At 74.2% G+C, this 18,479-nt stretch carries 15 protein-coding genes; 4 read left to right on the forward strand and 11 right to left on the reverse strand.

Annotated elements, in window-relative coordinates:
- Positions 1-48 precede the first annotated feature (48 nt).
- The gene (locus tag BMW78_RS02480) at positions 49-1,053 is read left to right on the forward strand and encodes a hypothetical protein (protein ID WP_091756010.1); all 1,005 of its coding nucleotides are present in this window, start codon (positions 49-51) and stop codon (positions 1,051-1,053) included.
- Entirely contained in the window at positions 1,050-2,387 is a 1,338-nt protein-coding gene (locus BMW78_RS02485; protein WP_091756012.1) for an ABC1 kinase family protein, read from the forward strand. The genes BMW78_RS02480 and BMW78_RS02485 overlap by 4 nt, the downstream gene beginning before the upstream one ends.
- Before the next feature lie 49 nt (positions 2,388-2,436).
- Here BMW78_RS02485 and BMW78_RS02490 read toward each other — a convergent pair whose 3' ends face one another.
- The 8 genes from BMW78_RS02490 to BMW78_RS02525 form a co-directional block, all read right to left on the reverse strand.
- Complete coding sequence (locus BMW78_RS02490; RefSeq protein WP_143056120.1) at positions 2,437-2,661, reverse strand: hypothetical protein; 225 nt, start codon at positions 2,659-2,661, stop codon at positions 2,437-2,439.
- Entirely contained in the window at positions 2,658-3,242 is a 585-nt protein-coding gene (locus tag BMW78_RS02495) for an HhH-GPD-type base excision DNA repair protein (RefSeq protein ID WP_091756016.1), read from the reverse strand. The genes BMW78_RS02490 and BMW78_RS02495 overlap by 4 nt, the downstream gene beginning before the upstream one ends.
- A 24-nt stretch (positions 3,243-3,266) precedes the next feature.
- Positions 3,267-4,775, reverse strand: coding sequence for an alkaline phosphatase family protein (locus BMW78_RS02500; protein WP_177180240.1), 1,509 nt, complete (start codon positions 4,773-4,775; stop codon positions 3,267-3,269).
- Between the two features lie 190 nt (positions 4,776-4,965).
- Complete coding sequence (locus BMW78_RS02505; RefSeq protein ID WP_091756018.1) at positions 4,966-5,229, reverse strand: hypothetical protein; 264 nt, start codon at positions 5,227-5,229, stop codon at positions 4,966-4,968.
- Entirely contained in the window at positions 5,229-5,516 is a 288-nt protein-coding gene (locus tag BMW78_RS02510; RefSeq protein WP_091756020.1) for a WhiB family transcriptional regulator, read from the reverse strand. The genes BMW78_RS02505 and BMW78_RS02510 overlap by 1 nt, the downstream gene beginning before the upstream one ends.
- Before the next feature lie 303 nt (positions 5,517-5,819).
- Positions 5,820-6,098, reverse strand: a complete 279-nt coding sequence (locus tag BMW78_RS02515; RefSeq protein WP_091756022.1) for a hypothetical protein — start codon at positions 6,096-6,098, stop codon at positions 5,820-5,822.
- Between the two features lie 164 nt (positions 6,099-6,262).
- The gene (locus tag BMW78_RS02520) at positions 6,263-8,470 is read right to left on the reverse strand and encodes an ATP-dependent DNA helicase UvrD2 (protein ID WP_091756024.1); all 2,208 of its coding nucleotides are present in this window, start codon (positions 8,468-8,470) and stop codon (positions 6,263-6,265) included.
- Positions 8,471-8,555: 85 nt separating this feature from the next.
- Complete coding sequence (locus BMW78_RS02525) at positions 8,556-8,996, reverse strand: PPOX class F420-dependent oxidoreductase (protein WP_091756026.1); 441 nt, start codon at positions 8,994-8,996, stop codon at positions 8,556-8,558.
- Between the two features lie 111 nt (positions 8,997-9,107).
- Here BMW78_RS02525 and BMW78_RS02530 point away from each other — a divergent pair, with 111 nt between their 5' ends.
- Complete coding sequence (locus BMW78_RS02530) at positions 9,108-9,365, forward strand: mycoredoxin (protein ID WP_091756028.1); 258 nt, start codon at positions 9,108-9,110, stop codon at positions 9,363-9,365.
- Positions 9,366-9,434: 69 nt separating this feature from the next.
- On the opposite strand, the gene nudC is transcribed toward BMW78_RS02530, so the two are convergent.
- A complete protein-coding gene (nudC, locus tag BMW78_RS02535) occupies positions 9,435-10,349 on the reverse strand; it encodes an NAD(+) diphosphatase (RefSeq protein ID WP_245735614.1) in 915 nt (304 codons plus the stop codon).
- 42 nt (positions 10,350-10,391) lie between these two features.
- On the opposite strand from nudC, the gene BMW78_RS02540 reads away from it, so the two are divergent.
- Positions 10,392-11,729, forward strand: a complete 1,338-nt coding sequence (locus tag BMW78_RS02540) for a macrolide 2'-phosphotransferase (protein WP_091756032.1) — start codon at positions 10,392-10,394, stop codon at positions 11,727-11,729.
- Positions 11,730-11,739: 10 nt separating this feature from the next.
- On the opposite strand, the gene BMW78_RS02545 is transcribed toward BMW78_RS02540, so the two are convergent.
- Both BMW78_RS02545 and BMW78_RS02550 read right to left on the reverse strand, forming a co-directional pair.
- A complete protein-coding gene (locus BMW78_RS02545) occupies positions 11,740-15,231 on the reverse strand; it encodes an ATP-dependent helicase (protein WP_342707691.1) in 3,492 nt (1,163 codons plus the stop codon).
- Positions 15,228-18,377 carry an ATP-dependent helicase gene (locus BMW78_RS02550; protein WP_091756034.1) on the reverse strand — a complete coding sequence of 1,050 codons (3,150 nt, stop codon included), beginning with the start codon at positions 18,375-18,377 and terminating at the stop codon, positions 15,228-15,230. Before BMW78_RS02550 ends, BMW78_RS02545 begins: the two co-directional genes overlap by 4 nt.
- Between the last annotated feature and the right edge of the window lie 102 nt (positions 18,378-18,479).

The raw sequence follows: 18,479 nt of genomic DNA on the forward strand, positions 1-18,479 counted from the left end.
CGGAACAGCCACACCACCCACGTTGCCCGGCCCGCGAGGAGGCGGTCGATGGTCGCCAGGCCTCGCCTGAAGGAACAGTTCCGGCCCCTGCGCCGCGGCCACGGCCGGGTGCAGCTCGGGCTCGACCCCGCGGTCGGCGTGGTGCTCGAAGGGCTCTCCGAGGAGGAGGTGCAGCTGCTCGAGCACCTCGACGGAAGCCTCGACGAGGTGGCGGCCACGGCCTGGGCGGCCCGCCGCGGCATCCCGGCCGAGCGCGTGGCCACCCTGCTGCGGACGCTGCGCGCCCACTCCCTCACCGTCGAGCGCCCCGCCCACCGGTTCGACCTCGCCGGCCTCGCGCCCGCGGCGCGTGACGCCCTGCGCGCCGACGCGGCCGCGCTGGCCTGCGCCTACCGCAGCCCCGACGACGGGTATGCCGTGCTCGGCCGCCGTGCCCGGCGCCAGGTCGTGGTGTGCGGCACCGGTGGCCTGCCGGCCCTGCTGGTGCAGGCCCTGCGGCAGGCGGGGGTGGGGCACGTGCTCACTGGCCGGTATGCCGGTGAGGAGCCGCCGGGGCAGCGCCCGCCCGACCTCGTGGTGCTGACCGGGGTCGGCGCGGTGGCCGCCGAGGCGGCCTCCCCCTGGCTGCGCGGGCGGGTGGCCCACCTGCCCGTGGTGCTGCACGGCACCAGCGCCGAGGTGGGCCCGCTGGTCGTGCCCGGCACCGGGCCGTGCCTGCGGTGCGTCGACCTCACCCGCACCGACCACGACCCGGGGTGGCCCGCCGTGCTCGCCCAGCTCACCCCGACCGCCGTCGGCCCGGTGGCCGAGGCCTCCGGTGAGACCTCGCTCGTCTTCGCCACCGCCGGCCTGGCCGCCATGACCGTGCTCGCGGCACTCGACGGCCACCCGCAGCACCCCGGCACGTCGTGGCGCCTCGGGCTGCCGGCGCCCCGGGTCGCCGAGCAGGTGTGGCTGCGGCATCCCGACTGCGGTTGCGCAGGGGCCGACGCGCAGGGAAAGCAGGGTCCGGAGCGCGGTTCTGCACGGGCGTCAGCCACAATGGCTGGGTGAGTGACCTACCGCGCAAAGCGGTCAGCCGTACCGCCCGCCTCGCCAGCCTTCCGCTGGGGTTCGCCGGGCGCACCGCGCTGGGCTTCGGCAAACGGGTCGGCGGCAAGCCGGCGGAGGCCGTCGCCGCGGAGCTCCAGGCTCGCACGGCGGAGCAGCTGTTCAAGGTCCTCGGCGAGCTCAAGGGCGGGGCGATGAAGTTCGGCCAGGCCCTGTCGGTCATGGAGGCGGCCATGCCGGAGGAGGTCGCCGGGCCCTACCGGGCGACCCTCACCAAGCTGCAGGAGGCGGCGCCGCCCATGCCCGCTTCCACGGTGCACAAGGTGCTCGCGGCCGAGCTGGGTCCGCGCTGGCGCACCGCCAAGTTCCTGTCGTTCGACGACAAGCCGGCTGCGGCCGCCTCGATCGGGCAGGTGCACCGGGCCGTCTGGCGCGACGGCCGACCGGTGGCGGTCAAGATCCAGTACCCCGGCGCGGCCGAGGCCCTCGTCAGCGACCTCAACCAGCTCGCGCGGGTGGCCCGGGTCGCCGGGGGCTGGATCCCCGGCATCGACATCAAGCCGATCACCGACGAGCTGAAGTCGCGGATGTCCGAGGAGCTCGACTACAACCTCGAGGCGGCCAACCAGCGCCGGTTCGCCAAGGTCTTCCGCGACGACCCCCACTTCGTCGTGCCCGACGTGCTGGTCAACAGCGAGCACGTGATCGTCTCGGAGTGGCTTGACGGCACGCCGCTGTCGCAGATCGTCGCCAACGGCACCCGCGAGCAGCGCGACGAGGCGTCACGCCTCTACCTCGAGTTCCTCATGGTCGGCCCCCACCGGGCTGGGCTGCTGCACGCCGACCCGCACCCGGGCAACTTCCGGCTGACTGCCGACGGCCGGCTCGGGGTCATCGACTTCGGCGCCGTGAACCGCCTCCCCGGCGGCCTGCCGTCGTCGATGGGCGAGCTGATCTCCGACGCCCTCGACGGCGACGCCCTCACCCTGGCCGACGGCCTGCGCCGCGAGGGGTTCATCAAGCCGTCGATGCAGGTCGACCCGCACGCCGTGCTGACCTACCTCGACCCGCTCATCGAGCCGATGCGCCACGAGGAGTTCGAGTTCAGCCGGGCCTGGCTGCGCGGCGTGGCCCAGCACATCAACGACGTGCGGCAGCCGGAGTTCCTCACCGGCATGAAGCTCAACCTGCCACCGGCCTACCTGCTGATCCACCGGGTCTGGCTCGGCGGCATCGGCGTGCTCTGCCAGCTCGACGGCACCGTGCCGGCGCGGGCGATCATCATCGAGCACATGCCCGGCATGCGGCTGCGCCACCTGCCGCCCACCGTCGACTGAGTGTGGGGATTCCCATCACAGCCTGATGGTGCTGGGATGTCCCTCCCAGTCACCACCAGGAGGAGTCGAGCTTGCCCTCGATGCTGCGCAGGTGGCGCCGGCTGCAGGTCTCGCAGGTCCACACGTCGCGGCCGTTCTCGACCCCACGGGCCCAGGTGAGGCGAGCCAGCCCCTCGTCGGCCGGGGCAGCGCCGCAGGTGGCGCACACCATCGCCGCCGACGCCTGCGCAGCGGAGGGCTGCGACACCTCCTCGTCCTGCGGCATACCGCTCACGCCTTCTTCTTGGCGGCGGCCTTGGCGGCCTGCTTGAACTCGCGGACCTTCTGCAGCGACACGTCGTCGACCACGTCGGCAACCGACCGGTAGGAGCCGTCCTCGGCGTAGGGGCCGATCGCCTCCTGCCAGCCGGCGGGGCGCACCCCGAGCTGCTTGCCGAGCAGGGCGGCGAAGATGCGGGCCTTCTGGTCGCCGAACCCCGGCAGCGCCTTGAGCCGGGCGAGCAGGTCGGTGCCGTCGGCGGCCTCGGTCCAGATGGTCTCGGCACGGCCGCCGTACTCGTCGCGCACGACCGTGGCCAGGCCCTGCACGCGCCCCGCCATCGAGCGGCCGTAGCGGTGGATGGCCGGCGGCGTCGCACACAGGTCGGCGAAGGCCTCGGGCTCCGCCTCGGCGATGCGGGCGGGGTCGAGGGTGCCGAACCGGTCGAGGATCTTGGCCGGGCCCCGGAACGCGTGCTCCATGGGGTACTGCTGGTCGAGCAGCATGCCGACCAGCAGGGCGAACGGGTCGCCGCTCAGCACCTCGTCGGCGTGCTCGTCCTGGGCGATGCGGATCGTGGGCTGTGCGCTGGCCATGTCGGCAGCGTAGCCAGCGGGCCTTCAGTGCAGGTAGACGAAGCCCGGGCCCTCGTCGCGGTAGGGGATCCCGAGGGCGTCGAGCGCCGGTGCCCACGAGCCGGTCACGGTCTGGTCGGCGCCCTCGAACCCGTGGTCGGCCGTGAGCAGGAACGTCACCTCGTCGGCGACCCCGAGACCGTCGAGGTGGTCGAGGAACGCCACGAGCCGCCGGTCGGCCTGGCGCAGCGAGTCGCGTGCCATCTCCGACCGCGGCCCTCCCCCGTGGTGCCCGGCGTCGGTGACGACGTTGGCCCACCAGGTCAGCACCGGCGCGGCGGTGGGGTCGGCCCACAGCTGGAGCATCTGCTGCAGCCCGAGGTCGTCGACCTGCACACCCCAGCGGAAGTAGCGGTCCTCGAGGTGGGCGGGGTTGCCCACGAACGGCGACGCGTGCGGGTCGGGCAGCTGGTCGCCGAGGTCGCCCGCGCCGCGGTCGCTGCCGCTGGCGCGGATCAGCTGCATGGTCGCGTAGTCCGCCCCGCGGTCGATGGCCTCGTCGACACTGGCCGTGCGCGGGCCGGACCCCGGTGCCACGTGGTCGTTGACCATCTCGAAGACGGTGCGGGCCTGCGGGTGCAGCCACTCGGCGCTGCGGTGCCACGTCGCCTCGTCGTTGGGCACGACCCGCTCGCCGGTGGCCCGGTCGAAGTAGACGTTGCCCAGCACCCCGTGCCGGCCGGGCCCCAGGCCGGTGAGGATCGAGGTGTGGTTGGTCAGCGTGACGCTGGGGAACTCCGCGACCGCGCCGCCGCGCAGCGCGACCCCTCGCTCGACCAGCCGCGCGACGCCCGGCAGCTCGCCGGCCTCGGCGAGGTGCAGCAGGTCGCCGCAGTGGGCGCCGTCCCAGAGGATGCCGACCACGCGCCGGGGCTGCCCTGCGGGCAGCGGTTCGAGGTATGCCGTGAGCGGCCGGCCGTCGAGCGGGTCGCCGTTGCCGTCGAGGAGGTCGGACTCCGGGACACCGGCGAGGTGGGCGAGCGTGGGACCGACGTCGATGAGGCGTGCGTGGTCGTCGACGTAGGAGCGGCGCGTGACGCGGGCTCCGGAGAGGACGAGGGGCGCGCGCGACTGGATGACGTCGAGCGAGCCGTGCTCGCCGTGGTGTCCGCCCTCGTCGGGGAAGTAGTGGCGCGGGGTGTGCACGACCGCGACGTCGGGGCTGCGCTCGGCGTGCGCGAACAGCGACAGGATCCGCTCGGCGGCATACGGGTAGGCGTTGTCGGTGGAGACGCGCGGACCCTCCTGCGCGATCTCGCGCTCGTAGGGCAGGAAGGCCATGGGGTCCTCGCTGGCCACCGGGTCGGCGCCGGCCAGCACCTCGTGCTTGCCGCCGGGGTGGAGCCGCACCCGGCCGAGGTGGTTCGCGGCGTGCGCCACCGGTGTGCCGTCAGCGTCCGGCTCGACCCAGAGGACGAGGTCGACCATGGCGGCGAGGTCGGGGGCGCAGAGCGCTGCGATGACGGCGTCGCGGGACCCGGCTGTCGTGTTCACACTGCGCACCCTAGGGCGGGAGGGGCCGGACAGCGGCGAACCGGCGCGACCCACGATGGCGACCCACACCATGACGACCCACACCATGACGACCCACACCATGACGATCGACAGAAATGGCGAACCCACCCGGACGTGGAGTCCGGGTGGGTTCGCTTCCTGGTGCGGGACGTCATCGGTGTCGATGACGTCAGCGAGCCAGCATGCGCGGCAGCTGGAGCATCAGCTCGTGCTGCGCGCGCCGCTCGAGCTGGCGCTGGAACTCCCGCTGGCGGCGCTTCTGATGAGCGCGGGCGAGGTCGGCGTGCAAGGCCTGGAACATGGTGAATCTCCTGGTGAGGACAAGACTGAGGTCGTTGTGGTGGTGCGCGGTGTGGTGGGTGCGGCCCGCGGGCTCGGCGGCAACGGCCGAACCCACGAGCGCACCGGAGGACTGCAGAGCGGTGGTCGTCATCAGGCAGCCACCGGGTTCTTGCGCGGGCGGCCACGGGGACGCTTGCGGGCGACGATCGCTCCCTGGACGAAGAGCTCACCGCCCCAGACGCCCCACGGCTCGGCGCGGTCGATGGCTCCCGCCAGGCAGGCGGCGCGGGCCGGGCAGGTCCCGCAGAGCGCCTTGGCGAACTCGACTCCCTCCGGGCTCTCGGCGAACCACAGCTCGGCGTCGTTCTCTCGACACGGGATGCCTTCGCCGGTAACCGCGGCCTGCTCGTTCAGGTCGTGGAGTGCGCTCAACTGCATCGGGTGTCACCTCCCCTTGTCGTCCCCGTCACGGTGGTGACGGTCTCTCGGCTGCTGGTCTGGTCTCCGCGCTCCCGGTGGGAAGCCCTCGACCCGTACTGATCGGTGCTGTCCTGCCAACTCATCGGTGCTGCTGGTGGTGCTTTTGGTGGTGCTGGTGGTGCTGTCATCGGTGCGCCTTCACTTCTGGCGGCCGAGGAACTCTGTGGACCGTCCCGGGAGAACCCGGTTGGGGAAACAGAAAGGCCGCGGATCCCGGATGTCGGGTTCCGCGGCCTGAAGAGAGACCTGGGGCTGTGAGGCCTAGACAGGTGGCTCTCCGGAGCGGAGGGATGCGACATCCATGCTGTTGTGGGTAACCGTGTCGAGAACGGTGGTCTGCGGGGCGGCGGCGACGCGACCGGCGTAGAAGGCCGGGCGCACCTTGACGCCGAACACGCCACGGGCATCGGAGACGAGGGTGGACACACGGGTCCCCTGAGCCTGGGCACCGGTGGCCGCGAGACGAATCGGGTTGGTCTGCGGGCACACGGAACCGACGCCGGAGATCTGCGTCGCGTTCGTCATGGTGATGCTCTCCATCAGGGCCAACCCTCCTTCTGTGTCTCGCAGGTGCTGTGTCTTCATGTCAGTCCAGTCGGCCAATCGAACCGGTTGGGCTTGACGTTCGAAAAGAGTAGCGGCTGGCGAGAAGCGCCAGCAACGTATTTATCGAGTTTTCTGCAAAGAAATGACAGACCTTTTCGTCAGTCGACCAATTCCGTTGTGGCAGAGGCCGTTTCAGCATCACCGTCAGCAGCGCCGGCCACGACCTCCGCGACGTCGGTGCCGCCGAGGACGGCCAGCACCTGCGCGCCGTAGAGCCCGAGCTTGCGGGCGCCCACACCGGAGATCCGGGACAGATCGGACTCGCTGGTCGGCTCCGCCTCGGCGATGGCGGTGAGCGTCGCGTCGGTGAAGACGACGAAGGCCGGCACGCTGGCGGCCCGGGCCGTGGCCAGCCGCCACTCGCGCAGCCGCTCGAAGGTTGCCTCGTTGTAGCTCGGCGGGCACTCGTCGCACCGGCCGGTCTTGCGCTGGGCGGCCGTGGTCAGCTCGGCGCCGCAGCCGCGGCACTTCGCCGGCAGCGACGGCTTCAGGCTGTTCCGGCCACCGCCCCCGACCGTGCGGGTGGACTTGCGCTGGGCCCGGGCACCGTCGCCGAGGATGCTGGTCGTGCCGTCGAGGAAGCGTGACGGCCGCCGGGTCGCGCGGGCGCCGGGGGTGCGGGCACCGGACCACGAGAGGCGCAGCTCGCGCCGGGCGCGCGTCATGCCGACGTACATCAGGCGCCGCTCCTCCTCGATCGCCTCGGCGGTGTCCGCCATCGTGATGGGCAGGAAGCCGTCGGAGCAGCCGGCCAGGAAGACGGTGTCCCACTCCAGGCCCTTGGCCGCGTGCAGGGAGGCGAGGGTGACGCCCTGCACCGTGGGCGCGTGCTGGGCCGAGGCCCGCTCGTCGAGCTCGCGCACGAATTGGGGCAGCCGCGCCTCCGGGTGGGTGGCGACCAGGTCGTCGGACAGGGCGGCCAGCGCCGCCAGCGACTCCCAGCGCTCACGGGCCGCCCCGCCGCTGCTCGGCGCCTCGCGCGTCCAGCCGGCGCCGACGAGCACGTCGCGCACCAGCTCGGGCAACGGCTTGCTGGCGTCGTCGGACCGGGCCGCACCCCGCATCAGCAGGATGGCGTCGCGCACCTCCTTGCGGGAGAAGAACCGTTCGCCGCCGCGGACGAGGTAGGGGATGTCCCGTTCGGCGAGGGCCGACTCGAAAGCCTCCGACTGGCCGTTGGTGCGGAAGAGGATCGCCATGTCGGCCGGTGAGGTCCCGGCGGCGACCCGCTCCGCGATCTCCGCGGCGATGGCCGCCGCCTCCGACGGGTCGTCCGGGTGGGCCGTGAGCACCGGCTGGGGCCCGGCCGCTCCCTGCGCCTCGAGCTGGACGCTGTGGCTGCGGGCCTGGCCGCTGGGGCCGCGCACGACGAGGTTGGCGAGCGAGACGATCTGCGGGGTCGAGCGGTAGTTGCGCACCAGCCGCACGACGCGCGACTTCGGGTGCTTCTTCGTGAAGCCCAGCAGGTGACGCGGGCTGGCCCCGGTGAAGGAGTAGATGGTCTGGGCCGGGTCACCGACGACGCAGAGGTCGTCGCGCTCCCCCACCCACAGGTCGAGCAGGCGCTGCTGAAGGGTGTTGACGTCCTGGTACTCGTCGACGACGAAGTGGCGGTACTGCTGTCGCACCGTGCGGGCGATGTCGTCGTGCTCGGCCAGGATGCCGACCGTGACCAGCAGGACGTCCTCGAAGTCGATGACCCCGCGGTCAGCCTTGACCTCCTCATAGACCTCGAGCAACCGCGCCATCCCGGTGGGGTCGATGCCGGGCGGCTCCCTGCGCGCGGCGGTGGCCGCCGCGGCATACGTCTCGGGGGTGAGCATGTTGACCTTGGCCCACTCCACCTCGGCGGCGAGGTCACGGATGCCGGTGCGGTCGAACTGCAGGCGCAGCGAGGCGGCGGCCTGCGCGACGGCGGGCGCCTTGTGGCTCATCACCTCGGGAGCCGCGCCGCCGATCGCCTGGGGCCAGAAGTAGTGGAGCTGGCGCAGTGCCGCGGCGTGGAACGTGCGGGCCTGCACACCGCCGACGCCGAGGTCGCGCAGGCGGGTGCGCATCTCCCCGGCGGCGCGGGCGGTGAAGGTCACGGCCAGCACGCGTTGGGGCTGGTAGGCGCCGGAGAGGACGCCGTAGGCGATGCGGTGGGTGATGGCCCGCGTCTTGCCGGTGCCGGCACCGGCGAGCACGCACATCGGCCCGAGCGGGCTGGCTGCCACCTCGCGCTGCTCCGGGTCGAGCGCGGCGAGCACTGCGTCGGCGGACGGGTGCGCGGGCAGGGCGGGGCTGGGCTGGGCTGGCTGTGACATCACCGGCGATCCTGTCACGACCCGCCGACGGCCCGGCACGGCCTCACTGCACGAGCCTCACTGCGCGAGCCTCACTGCACGGACCTCACTGCACGAGGCCGTAGGCGTGCTCCACGTGCAGGCGCAGCACGAGCCGGTGGTCGGCCACCATGGCGCGCCGGTAGTCGTCCCAGTCGGGGTGGTCCTCACCGCGCACGGCGCGGTAGACCTCGACCAGCTCCTCGACGGTGGCGTCGTCCTCGCGCGCTGCCACCGGCGAGAGCTCCGCCTTGCCCTCCAGCACGGCATACGACCACCCGTCGGGCGAGCCGACCATCAGCGAGGCCCGCGGGTCGCGCCGCAGGTTCGCCACCTTCGCGCGCCCGTCGGTCACCGAGACGCGCACGACCGCGGTGCCGGCGTCCGGGTCGGTGGCGAGGGTGTAGTTGACGTTGGAGAGCTGGGGCCGGCCGTCGCGCTTGAGCGTCACGAGGGCGCCGAGGTTGCGGGAGCCGGCGAGGGCGAGGAGGTCGTCGCGCAGGGGCATGGCGCCATCATCACCCGGGCGGGGCCGGGGCGCGGGAGGGGTGGTCGGGAAGTTTTGGGAGGATTGCGTCGTTGAACACCAGGTAATTGACCCCTCAACGAGAGCAGATCCATGACCATCGAGGCACCCGCCCCCGGCACCGTCACCATGTTCACCACCTCCTGGTGCGGCTACTGCGTCCGGCTCAAGGCGCAGATGGGCCGTGAGGGCATCAACTACACCGAGGTGAACATCGAGGAGCACCCGCAGAGCGCGGAGTTCGTCATGAAGGTCAACGGCGGCAACCAGACCGTCCCGACCCTGCTCTTCCCCGACGGCTCGGCGGCCACCAACCCCTCGATCAACGAGGTCAAGGCCCGCCTCGCCTGAGCACCACGCCCACCGGCTCCCTGTGCCCCGGCCCCTGGCCGGGGCACAGCCGTGCCTGACCGGTGGCCCTCAGGGCACCGGCGGCGCCTGGCCCAGCCAGTGCTCGATGAGGCTCCGCGCGATGGACAGCCGGGGCGGGATGCCCGTCGTGCCGGCCGCCAGCTCGCCGAGGAGCTCCTCGCGGGTGACCCAGCGTGCCTCGGCGATCTCACCGTCCTGGAGCACCAGCTCGGTGTCGAGCGCCCGAGCCGTGAACCCGAGCATCAGCGACGACGGGAACGGCCACGGCTGGTTACCCAGGAAGCGCACATCCGTCACGCGGACCCCCACCTCCTCGCGCACCTCGCGGGCGACCGCGGCCTCGAGGCTCTCCCCCGGCTCCACGAACCCCGCCAGCACCGAGTAGCGCCGCTCCGCCCACTGCGGGCCGCGGGCCAGCAGCAGCCGGCCGTCGTCGTCGACCACCGCCATGATGACGGCCGGGTCGGTGCGCGGGTAGTGCTCGCTGCCGTCCGCCGGGCAGCGGCGGATCCACCCGCCCTGCTGCGGCTGCGTCGCCGTGCCGCAGCGCGGGCAGTGCCCGTGGGCGCGGTGCCAGTTGAGCAGGCCCAGCGCCGTGGTCATCACCCCGGCGTCGCGGTCGTCGAGCTCCACCCCCACCTGGCGCAGGGTGCGCAGGTCGCGGGCGTCGGCGCTGTCGGCGGCGGTCTCGTCGACCGCGACGTATGCCGTGCCGTCGCCGTCCTCGCCGAGGAAGACCGCCAGGGCGGTCCGGTCCGTCGGCAGCGGGCTCCTCAGCGCGAGCGCCGGGTGCCCGTCCTGCTGCAGCACCTCGGCCGAGCCGTCGACGACCGCGAGGACGCGCGTCGCCGGGTCGGAGAACAGCTGGTCGAGCAGGCCGGGGTCGGCACGCCGGTGCGCCGCGCGGTCGAGCGCGGTGCGGGAGAGGGAGAGATTCCTGAGACTTTCGGGGGGTCGGCCCACAGGTGCAACCCTAGGCCGCGCCCTCGGCATACGGTGGGGCGCGTGGACCGCAGCCCCCTGTACCTCGCCGCCCTGGCCAGTGCTGCTGTGCCCGGCCTCGACCCGGCCAGCGTCGAAGCCCTGCCCAGCGAGGAGGGCCAGCTCTTCGACGTGGCGTTCGTGCAGGACACCCAGCACCGCCGGTGGGTGGTCCGGGCGCCGCGCACCCAGGCGGCCGGGGCCCAGATGGACGTCACGGTGGCGCTGCTCGGCCTGCTCTCCCGGCGGCTGCCCTTCGCGGTGCCCACGCCCAAGGGCTTCGCCGCGCTGAAGGAGGGTGGCCGAGCCGCCGTCTACCCGTACCTGCCGGGGCAGAACGTCCGCTTCGAGGCGCTGCCTCCCGGCCCGGGCCTGGCCGCCGAGCTGGGCCGGACGATCGCGCACCTGCACAACGCCGACCTCCAGATCTTCGACGAGGCGGGGCTGCCGGCCTACGACCCCGACACCTACCGCACCCGGCGGCTCGCCGAGCTCGACCGGGCCGCGGCCACCGGCCACGTGCCGACCGCCCTCTTGTCACGCTGGGAGCGGATGCTGGAGGACGTCTCGCTGTGGCGCTTCGCCCCCACCCCCACCCACGGCGACCTCACCGGAGACCAGGTGCTCGCGGTCTTCGACGACGAGGAGGACGCCGGCACCGGCCGGGTCCGCGCCCTGACGGGCTGGGAGGACGCCAAGGTCGCCGACCCCGCCGACGACTTCGCCGCCCTGGTCCGGGAGACCCCGCCCGAGGCGTTCGAGACGGTGCTGGAGGCCTACGCCCACGCGCGGGTCGAGCGGCCCGACAAGCACCTCGAGCAGCGGGCCCGCCTCGCGGCCGAGATGCGCCTGGTCACCGACCTGATGGCCGCGGTGTCGTCCGACGACCGGAGACTGGTCGAGCGGCAGGCGGCCGCACTGCGCCGGCTCGACGACCGGATCCACGCCGAGGAGGAGGCGGCCAACGACTACCGGCACGACGAGGATGTCCGTCCGGCTCGCACCGGTCCGCTGCTGGTGCCGCCGCACATGGCGGACGACGACCACGACTCCGACGAGGACCACGACGTCGCCCTGATGTTCGCCAAGACCGCTCCGGATGAGGTTGTGACTGCGGAGCCCGACGACGAGCCGCAGGAGGAGGTAGCACTCGCCGTCGAGCACGAGCCGCAGGAGGAGGCCGCACCCACCGTCGAGCACGACCCGCCGCCGGACGACGCTCCTGCCGCCCAGGCACCCGAGGCCCGCCACGACGACACGGCCCCCATCCCCACCCGGCGCGCCGAGGTGGAGTTCGAGGAGCACGACGGCCTGGAGGACCCGGGTCCGGAGTTCGAGCCCGGCTACGACGTGCGCCGCTGACCGGCCCGCCTCACCCCTCGATCCGGCGCAGCACCACGGCCAGGCCGTCCGCGTCCGGCAGGTCCGGCCAGACCGTCTCGCCCGTGACGGCGTAGTAGAACGCCGCGTCGACCTGCTCGACGTCCAGCCCGCGCAGGCGCGCGAAGGCCACCCGGTATGCCGCCAGCTGCAGCGCCCGCGTGCGCGCCGCCTCACCGGTCGGCTTGGACCCCGTCTTCCAGTCGACGACGGTGAAGCCGCCGTCGGCGCGCCGGAACACGGCGTCGATGCGACCGCGGACGGCCATGCCGTCGATGACGGTTTCCACGGCGATCTCGATCTCCACCGGCGTGCGGGCGGCCCACTCGCTGGCCAGGAAGTGCTCCTTCATGGCCGGCAGCGCGGCGTCGTCGGCGGGATCCTCGTCGGCGCTGCCGGGCAGGTCGAGCAGGTCGACGATGGCGGCCCGGGCGTAGTGCTGCTCGACCCAGGCGTGGAAGGCGGTGCCTCTGCGGGCGGCCAGCGCCGGGGGCTCGGGCATCGGCCGGCGCAGCGACGTGGCGAACGCGTCCGGGTCCTGCGCGAGCGCCACGAGCGACGACGTCGACAGGTGCCGGGGCACCGCCACCTCCTGGGCGCGGCGCTCGGCCAGGCGGGCCCGCTCGGCGAGCAGCAGCTCGAGCTCCTCGAGGATCGGCACCTCCTCGCCGGGGATCGGCAGGGGCGCCTGGCCGTCGATGCCCAGCCGCCGCTGGGCGACGGGTGCGGTGGCCTCCACCGCCGCCCGGACCGCGGCCCCGGCCCGCAGGAGCGCCTCCGCCCGGTCGTGGGTCGCCGGCCACTGCACCGACAGTGCCTCCGCGTCGCGGGGGTTCTGGCACGTGTCGGGCTGGTCCGGGTCGGGCAGGTCGACCCACACCTGCCGCTCGACGGGCAGGTACGGTGCCTCGGCGACCTCCGTGAGGAAGCGTGAGGGGACGCGCGGGGTGCCGGGGCCGGCCCACACGGGCGCGGTCAGCAGCATGTCGCCGCGGGCCCGGGTGAAGGCGACGTAGGCGAGCCGGCGCTCCTCCACCACGCCGTGCTCGCCACCAGCCCGGATGAAGGCGCTGGTCTTGGCCTCGACGTCGGACCAGTCCTCGGCGCTGCGCCACTCCCACACGGGCAGCCCGTCGCGGTCGCCGCGCAGGTCGTAGGGGACGCCCGAGAGCCCACCGCACCAGCCGCGGTCCTTGGGCTCGGCCACGACCCAGTCGGTGCCGTCATGCGTCGACCTGGCGTAGTTGAGCGCCGGGAAGGAGCCCTCGACCAGCCCTGGCACCGCCACGGCATCCCACTCCAAGCCCTTGGCCGCATGGACGGTCAGGATCTGCACGGCGTCGGGCGAGGCCTCGATGTAGCCCTTGTCGAGCCCGCGCTCCTCCTTGAGGGCGGCCTCGAGCCAGCTGAGGAAGCCCCCGAGGTTGGGCCGGTCGGCGCTGGCCGTGAAGCCGGCCGCGACGTCGGCGAAGGCGTCGAGGTGGGCCCGGGCCGCCGCGGGGCTGTACCCCGGACGCGAGAGCACCTCGATGTCGAGGCCGAGGGCGCGCTCGGCCTCGCCCACGAGGTCGGCCAGCGGCAGCGCGGTGAGCGAGCGCAGCCGGCGGATGACCTGCTGCAGGGCGGTGAGCCGGGCCAGGGCCGCGTCGCTGACCCACTGCCCGGTGTGGCTGCGCCAGCCCGGCCGGGGCAGGTCGTCGACGGCCTCGACGATGCTGGGCTGGTCGACGGCGTCCGGCGCCTGCTCGCGCACGCCGGAGGGGTCGGCGGGAGCCGTCTCGTCATCGAGGCCGGCCGCGGCGCCCGGCGCACCGGCGGCATCCCCCGCAGCAGCGTCCGGAGTGCCCGCTCCAGCACCGCGCGCACCGTCGGCGCCGGCCGCGGGCAGCAGCCCGCTGCGGACCCGCTGCTGGTGCCGCGCCCAGGCCATCAGGCCGTCGAGGTCAGCCGCGCCGAGCCGGCACAGCGGCCCGGTGAGCAGGCGCATCAGGTGGTCGCCGCGGGTCGGGTCCTGCACCACGTGGAGCAGGGAGACGATGTCCTCGACCTCCGGGGTGAGCAGCAGGCCGCCGAGCCCCACCACCTCGTAGGGGATGTCGCGGCTCTCGAGGGCGTCGATCACCGGCGCGAACTGCGACCGCTTGCGACAGAGCACCGCCGCCGTGGTGGCGCTGGTTGCCCGCTTCCCGGCGATCCACTCGGCGACGTGGGCCGCCTCGTCCTCGACGGTGAGGAGCCGGGCGACCGCCACCCGGCCGGGCCCGGCCGCGGGCGAGGGGCGCAGCTCGGCCACCGGCACCCGCGCGGCCTCGCGCAGCGGTGCGGCGACGTGGTTGGCGACGGTCAGGATCGCTCGGTGGTTGCGCCAGCTCGTCGACAGCGGCAGCTGGATGGCGTCGTGGTCGCCCTCGCGGAAGGCCCGCGGGAACCGGCTGAGCGTGGTGGCACTGGCCCCACGCCACCCGTAGATCGACTGGTTGGGGTCGCCGACCGCGGTCACGGGCACCGGCTCCCCCGGCGCGACGAACAGCGCACGCAGCAGCTCGAGCTGGGCCTCGGAGGTGTCCTGGAACTCGTCGAGCAGCACGGCCCTGAACCGCTGGCGCTCGATGGCGCCGATGTCGTCGAACCGCGTGGCCAGTCGGGCTGCGAGCGCCATCTGGTCGGCGAAGTCCATGGCGTCGCGTTCCCGCTTCAGGCGCAGGTAGCGCTCCACCATCGGCAGCACGGCGGCCCGCTCGCGCAGGGCGTCGCGAGCGGCCTTGGTCTCCTTCGGCAGGTCCTTGGCTCGGCTGGCCCCCTTCGGCAGGGAGGCCAGGGCCGCGTCCACCCTCGCGAGGTACTCCCCCACGTCGCGCGGGGTCAGCAGGTGCTCGGCCATCTCGCCGGCGAGGTCGACGACGGCCGCCGTGATGGTGCTCTCGGCCTTGGTGACGGCGTCCATGGGCCCGTCGTAGGAGGCGACCACCTCGGCGGCGTACTGCCACGCGGCCGCCTCCGAGAGCAGCCGCGACTCGGACTCGTAGCCGAGCCGCGGCGCGTGCTCGCGCACCAGCCGACCGGCATACGAGTGGTAGGTGGAGACGGTGGGGGTGCCGCCGAGGGTCTCGGCGTCGTCCTCGTCATCGGCGGGGGTCCACAGGCCGGCGCGCTGGAGGCGGCGCAGCCGCTGGGTGATGCGCTCGGCGAGCTCGGTGGCCGCCTTGCGCGTGAAGGTGAGGCCGAGCACCTGGTCGGGGTCGACGAGCCCGTTGGCGACGAGCCAGACGACGCGGGAGGCCATCGTCTCGGTCTTGCCGGAGCCGGCGCCGGCGACGACGAGCAACGGCGCGAGGGGTGCCTCGATGACGGCCCGCTGCTCGTCGGTGGGCCGGTGCATCTCGAGGGCCTCGGCGATCTCGTCGGCGCTGTAGGCCAGCGCCTCCATGGAGCCGGAGCTGGAGCCGGCGACTGCTCGGGTGCTGGGGTCGGTCTGGGTCGTCACAGCGTCTTCCCCTCGGGCTGGGCGGGGCAGCTCGAGCGCACCGCGCACTGCTCGCACCACGAGCCGACGGTGGCGGTGAACGTCGCCCCGGCCATGCCGTCGGCGGTCTCGGTGATGAGCCGGTGGGCCCACTGCGGGTCGTCGTGGGTGTGCAGCGGCGCCTGCTGCTGCAGCGTGATGTCGCGCTTGTTGGCGGCCTTGCCGACCTGCAGCAGGGCCGCGCCCCCCGAGGCGGTGCCGTGCTCGCCGAACGCGCCGCCGTCGACCGCCACCTGGTAGGCACCGAGCTGCGGGTGCGTCGGCAGGTCGTCCTCGCGAGGCTTGGCCGAGCCGGTCTTGTAGTCGATGACCCGCAGCGAGCCGTCAGGCAGCCGCTCCAGCCGGTCGACGCGCCCGCTGACCACCGCCCGGCCGAGGGTGACCGTCATGTCGATCTCGGCGCCCAGGCGCTGCCAGCCCTCGCGCTCGGCCCGCTCGAAGTAGCGCGCCAGCCGGCCGACCATGGCGTGGGCCTCGAGGCGCTTGCGGTCCGAGGCCCAGCCGGCGGGCAGCCCGAGCCGGCCCCACCGCGCGTCGACCTCCGCCCGCATCCGGTCCTCGTCGACGTCACCGAGGTCGGAGGCGATGTCGTGCACCAGGGTGCCGATGCTGGCGGCGCCGACGGACGGCCCGTCGCCGCCGCAGGCGCTGAACAGCCAGCGCAGGCCGCACTGGCCGAAGGACTCCACCTTCGACGGCGACACCCGCACCGGCTCGTCGGGGCCGCGCAGCGGGCGGTCGTCGCTGAGGTCGCGCAGCGCCCACCACGAGGCCGGGTCGGCGCCCGGCACCCCCTCGGCGGCGAGGCGGGCCAGCGCCCCCACCGCCACCGCTCGGGCGTCGTCGTCCTCGTCGAGCAGCTCGCGCCGCAGCTGGGCCACCAGGGTCGACAGCGTCATCGCGCGGCGCACCTCGGTGAAGGCCCGCAGCCCGTCGCTGTCGTCGGGCAGCGGGTCGACAAGGTCGAGGTAGACCGACGGCTGCTCGTCGTCGCTGCGCACCGCGGTGACGAGCACCCGCTCCCTGGCCCGGGTCAGCGCCACCAGGAAGAGCCGCGTCTCGTCGTAGCGCACCGCCGCCTGGGCGCCGCGGAACGATCCGCTGCGGCCGGTCACGACGTCGACGAGCTGCTCCGACCCGAGCAGGGAGCCGCGCAGCCGCAGGTCGGGCCACACGCCCTCCTGCACGCCCGCCACGACGACGAAGCGCCACTCCCGCCCGGCCGCGGCCTGCGGGGTGATGAGCGTGACGCTCTCCCCGACCGGTGAGCGGGCGACCAGGGTGTCGCCGGGGATGTCCTGGCTCTGGACGTGGGTGAGGAACTCCTCGGGTCCGGCCTGCGGCAGCCGGTCGGCGAACTTGGCCGCCGCGTCGAACAGGCCCACCACGGCGTCGAGGTCACGGTCGGCACGCTGGGCGCCGGGCCCGCCACCGAGGGCGGTCTGCTGCCAGGCGTTCGCCAGGCCGGTGGCCGCCCACATCGCCCACAGCACCGACTCGGCACTGACGCCGGTCTCCCAGCGCACCACGCCGCCGTCGTCGCGCACGCGGGCCGCCTCGACCCCGGCCGCGATCGTGCGGGCCACCCGGCGCGCCGGGAACGCCTCGGCGCCCAGGGTCGCGAGCCGGTCGGGGTGCACGAGCGCCTCGGCGAGCAGCTCGTCGCTGGTGCGGCCACCACCGCCCGCGAGCTCCTCGCGCCGCAAGGCCCGGCGCAGGCGGCGCAGCGCCACGGCGTCGGCGCCGCCGATCGGCGACAGGAGGGTGTCGACGGCGACCTGCGGGTCCACACCCTCGGCCTCACCGCGGGCGAGGTCCAGCACCACCCGCAGCAGCGCGAGCAGGGGCCGCACGGCCACCTCGTCGCGCACCGGGAGGTCCGTCGCCGAGCCGGCCACGGGCACCCCCGACGCCATGAGCACGCGCCGCAGGGTCGCGGTGCGTCCCTGCCCGCGCACGATGACCGCCATGTCCGACCACGGCATACCACCGCGCAGGTGCGCCTCGCGCAGCTCCGCGGCCACCAGGGTCGCCTCCTGCGACACCGCCCGCAGCAGGTGCACGTCGACCCGGCCGCCGGCCGCCTTGGGGGTGGCCTCGCGCTGCTGGCCGCCGCCGAGCGCGCCGATCTTGGGGGCCACCGCAGCGGCGGCCCGCGCCACCGCGGAGGGCAGCCGGTATGCCGTGGGCAGCACCACCGTGGGCCCGTCGCCGAGGGCGGTCCACCCGCCCGCGAGGTAGCGGGGGTCGGCGCCCCGGAACGTCTGCACCGCGCTGTCGGGGTCGCCGAGCAGGACCACGTCCGTCGCCCGGCCGGCCACGACCTCGAGCAGCCGCGCCGCGGCAGCCGTCATCTCCTGGGCGTCGTCGACGACGACGAGGCGCAGGGAGGAGCACACCCGGTCGAAAGCCTCGGCGTCGTCCTCGAGCAGGTCGGCCGCGGCACCGAGGATCCAGGCCGGGTCGTAGGCGCCCGGCGCGGAGAGGGCGGTCACCTCGTCGTACTCGGCGAGCACCTGCGCGGCCGCCACCCACTCGTCGCGTCCGTTCGCACGCCCCAGGGCGGCCAGGTCGGCCGCCTCGAGGCCGTGCTCGACCGCCCGCATGAGCAGGTCGCGCAGCTCGGCGCGGAACCCGCGGGTGGTGAGCGCCTCGTGGACCCGCTCGGGCCAGTCGGGCCCGGGGCTGTCGCCCCGCCGGTGGCCCTCGAGCAGGTCGCGCAGGATGACGTCCTGCTCCGGGCCGCTGAGCAACCGTGGTGTCGGGTCGCCGCGCAGCGCGGCCGCCTGGCGCAGGATGCCGAAGCCGAAGGACTGGTGGGTGCGGGCCAGCGGCTCGGTGGAGGTGCGGGCCAGCCGGGCGGTGACCCGCTCGCGCAGCGCGGCGGCAGCCAGCCGCGAGGAGGTCAGCAGCAGGCACTGGTCGGGCTCGGCCTCGCCACGGAGCACGCGGTCGACGACCACCTCCACCGCCACGGTGCTCTTGCCGGTGCCCGACGCCCCGAGCACGCGCAGCACCCGGCCGCGGTGCTCGACGGCAGCACGCTGCTGCGCGTCGAGCCGGGGGGCGTCGACGGCGAGGCCCGGGGAGCGGCGCAGCGTCAGCACGCCCCAGATTCCATCACCTGCCCCCGACACGGCGTCGCGGCGGCTCGCCCGGCGGGATCCGAGCGCCCGACCGGGGCCGGACGCGCTGCCCATCGGTCAGTG

It is taken from the genome of Pedococcus cremeus (genome assembly GCF_900111375.1).
Classification (GTDB): Bacteria; Actinomycetota; Actinomycetes; order Actinomycetales; family Dermatophilaceae; genus Pedococcus_A; species Pedococcus_A cremeus.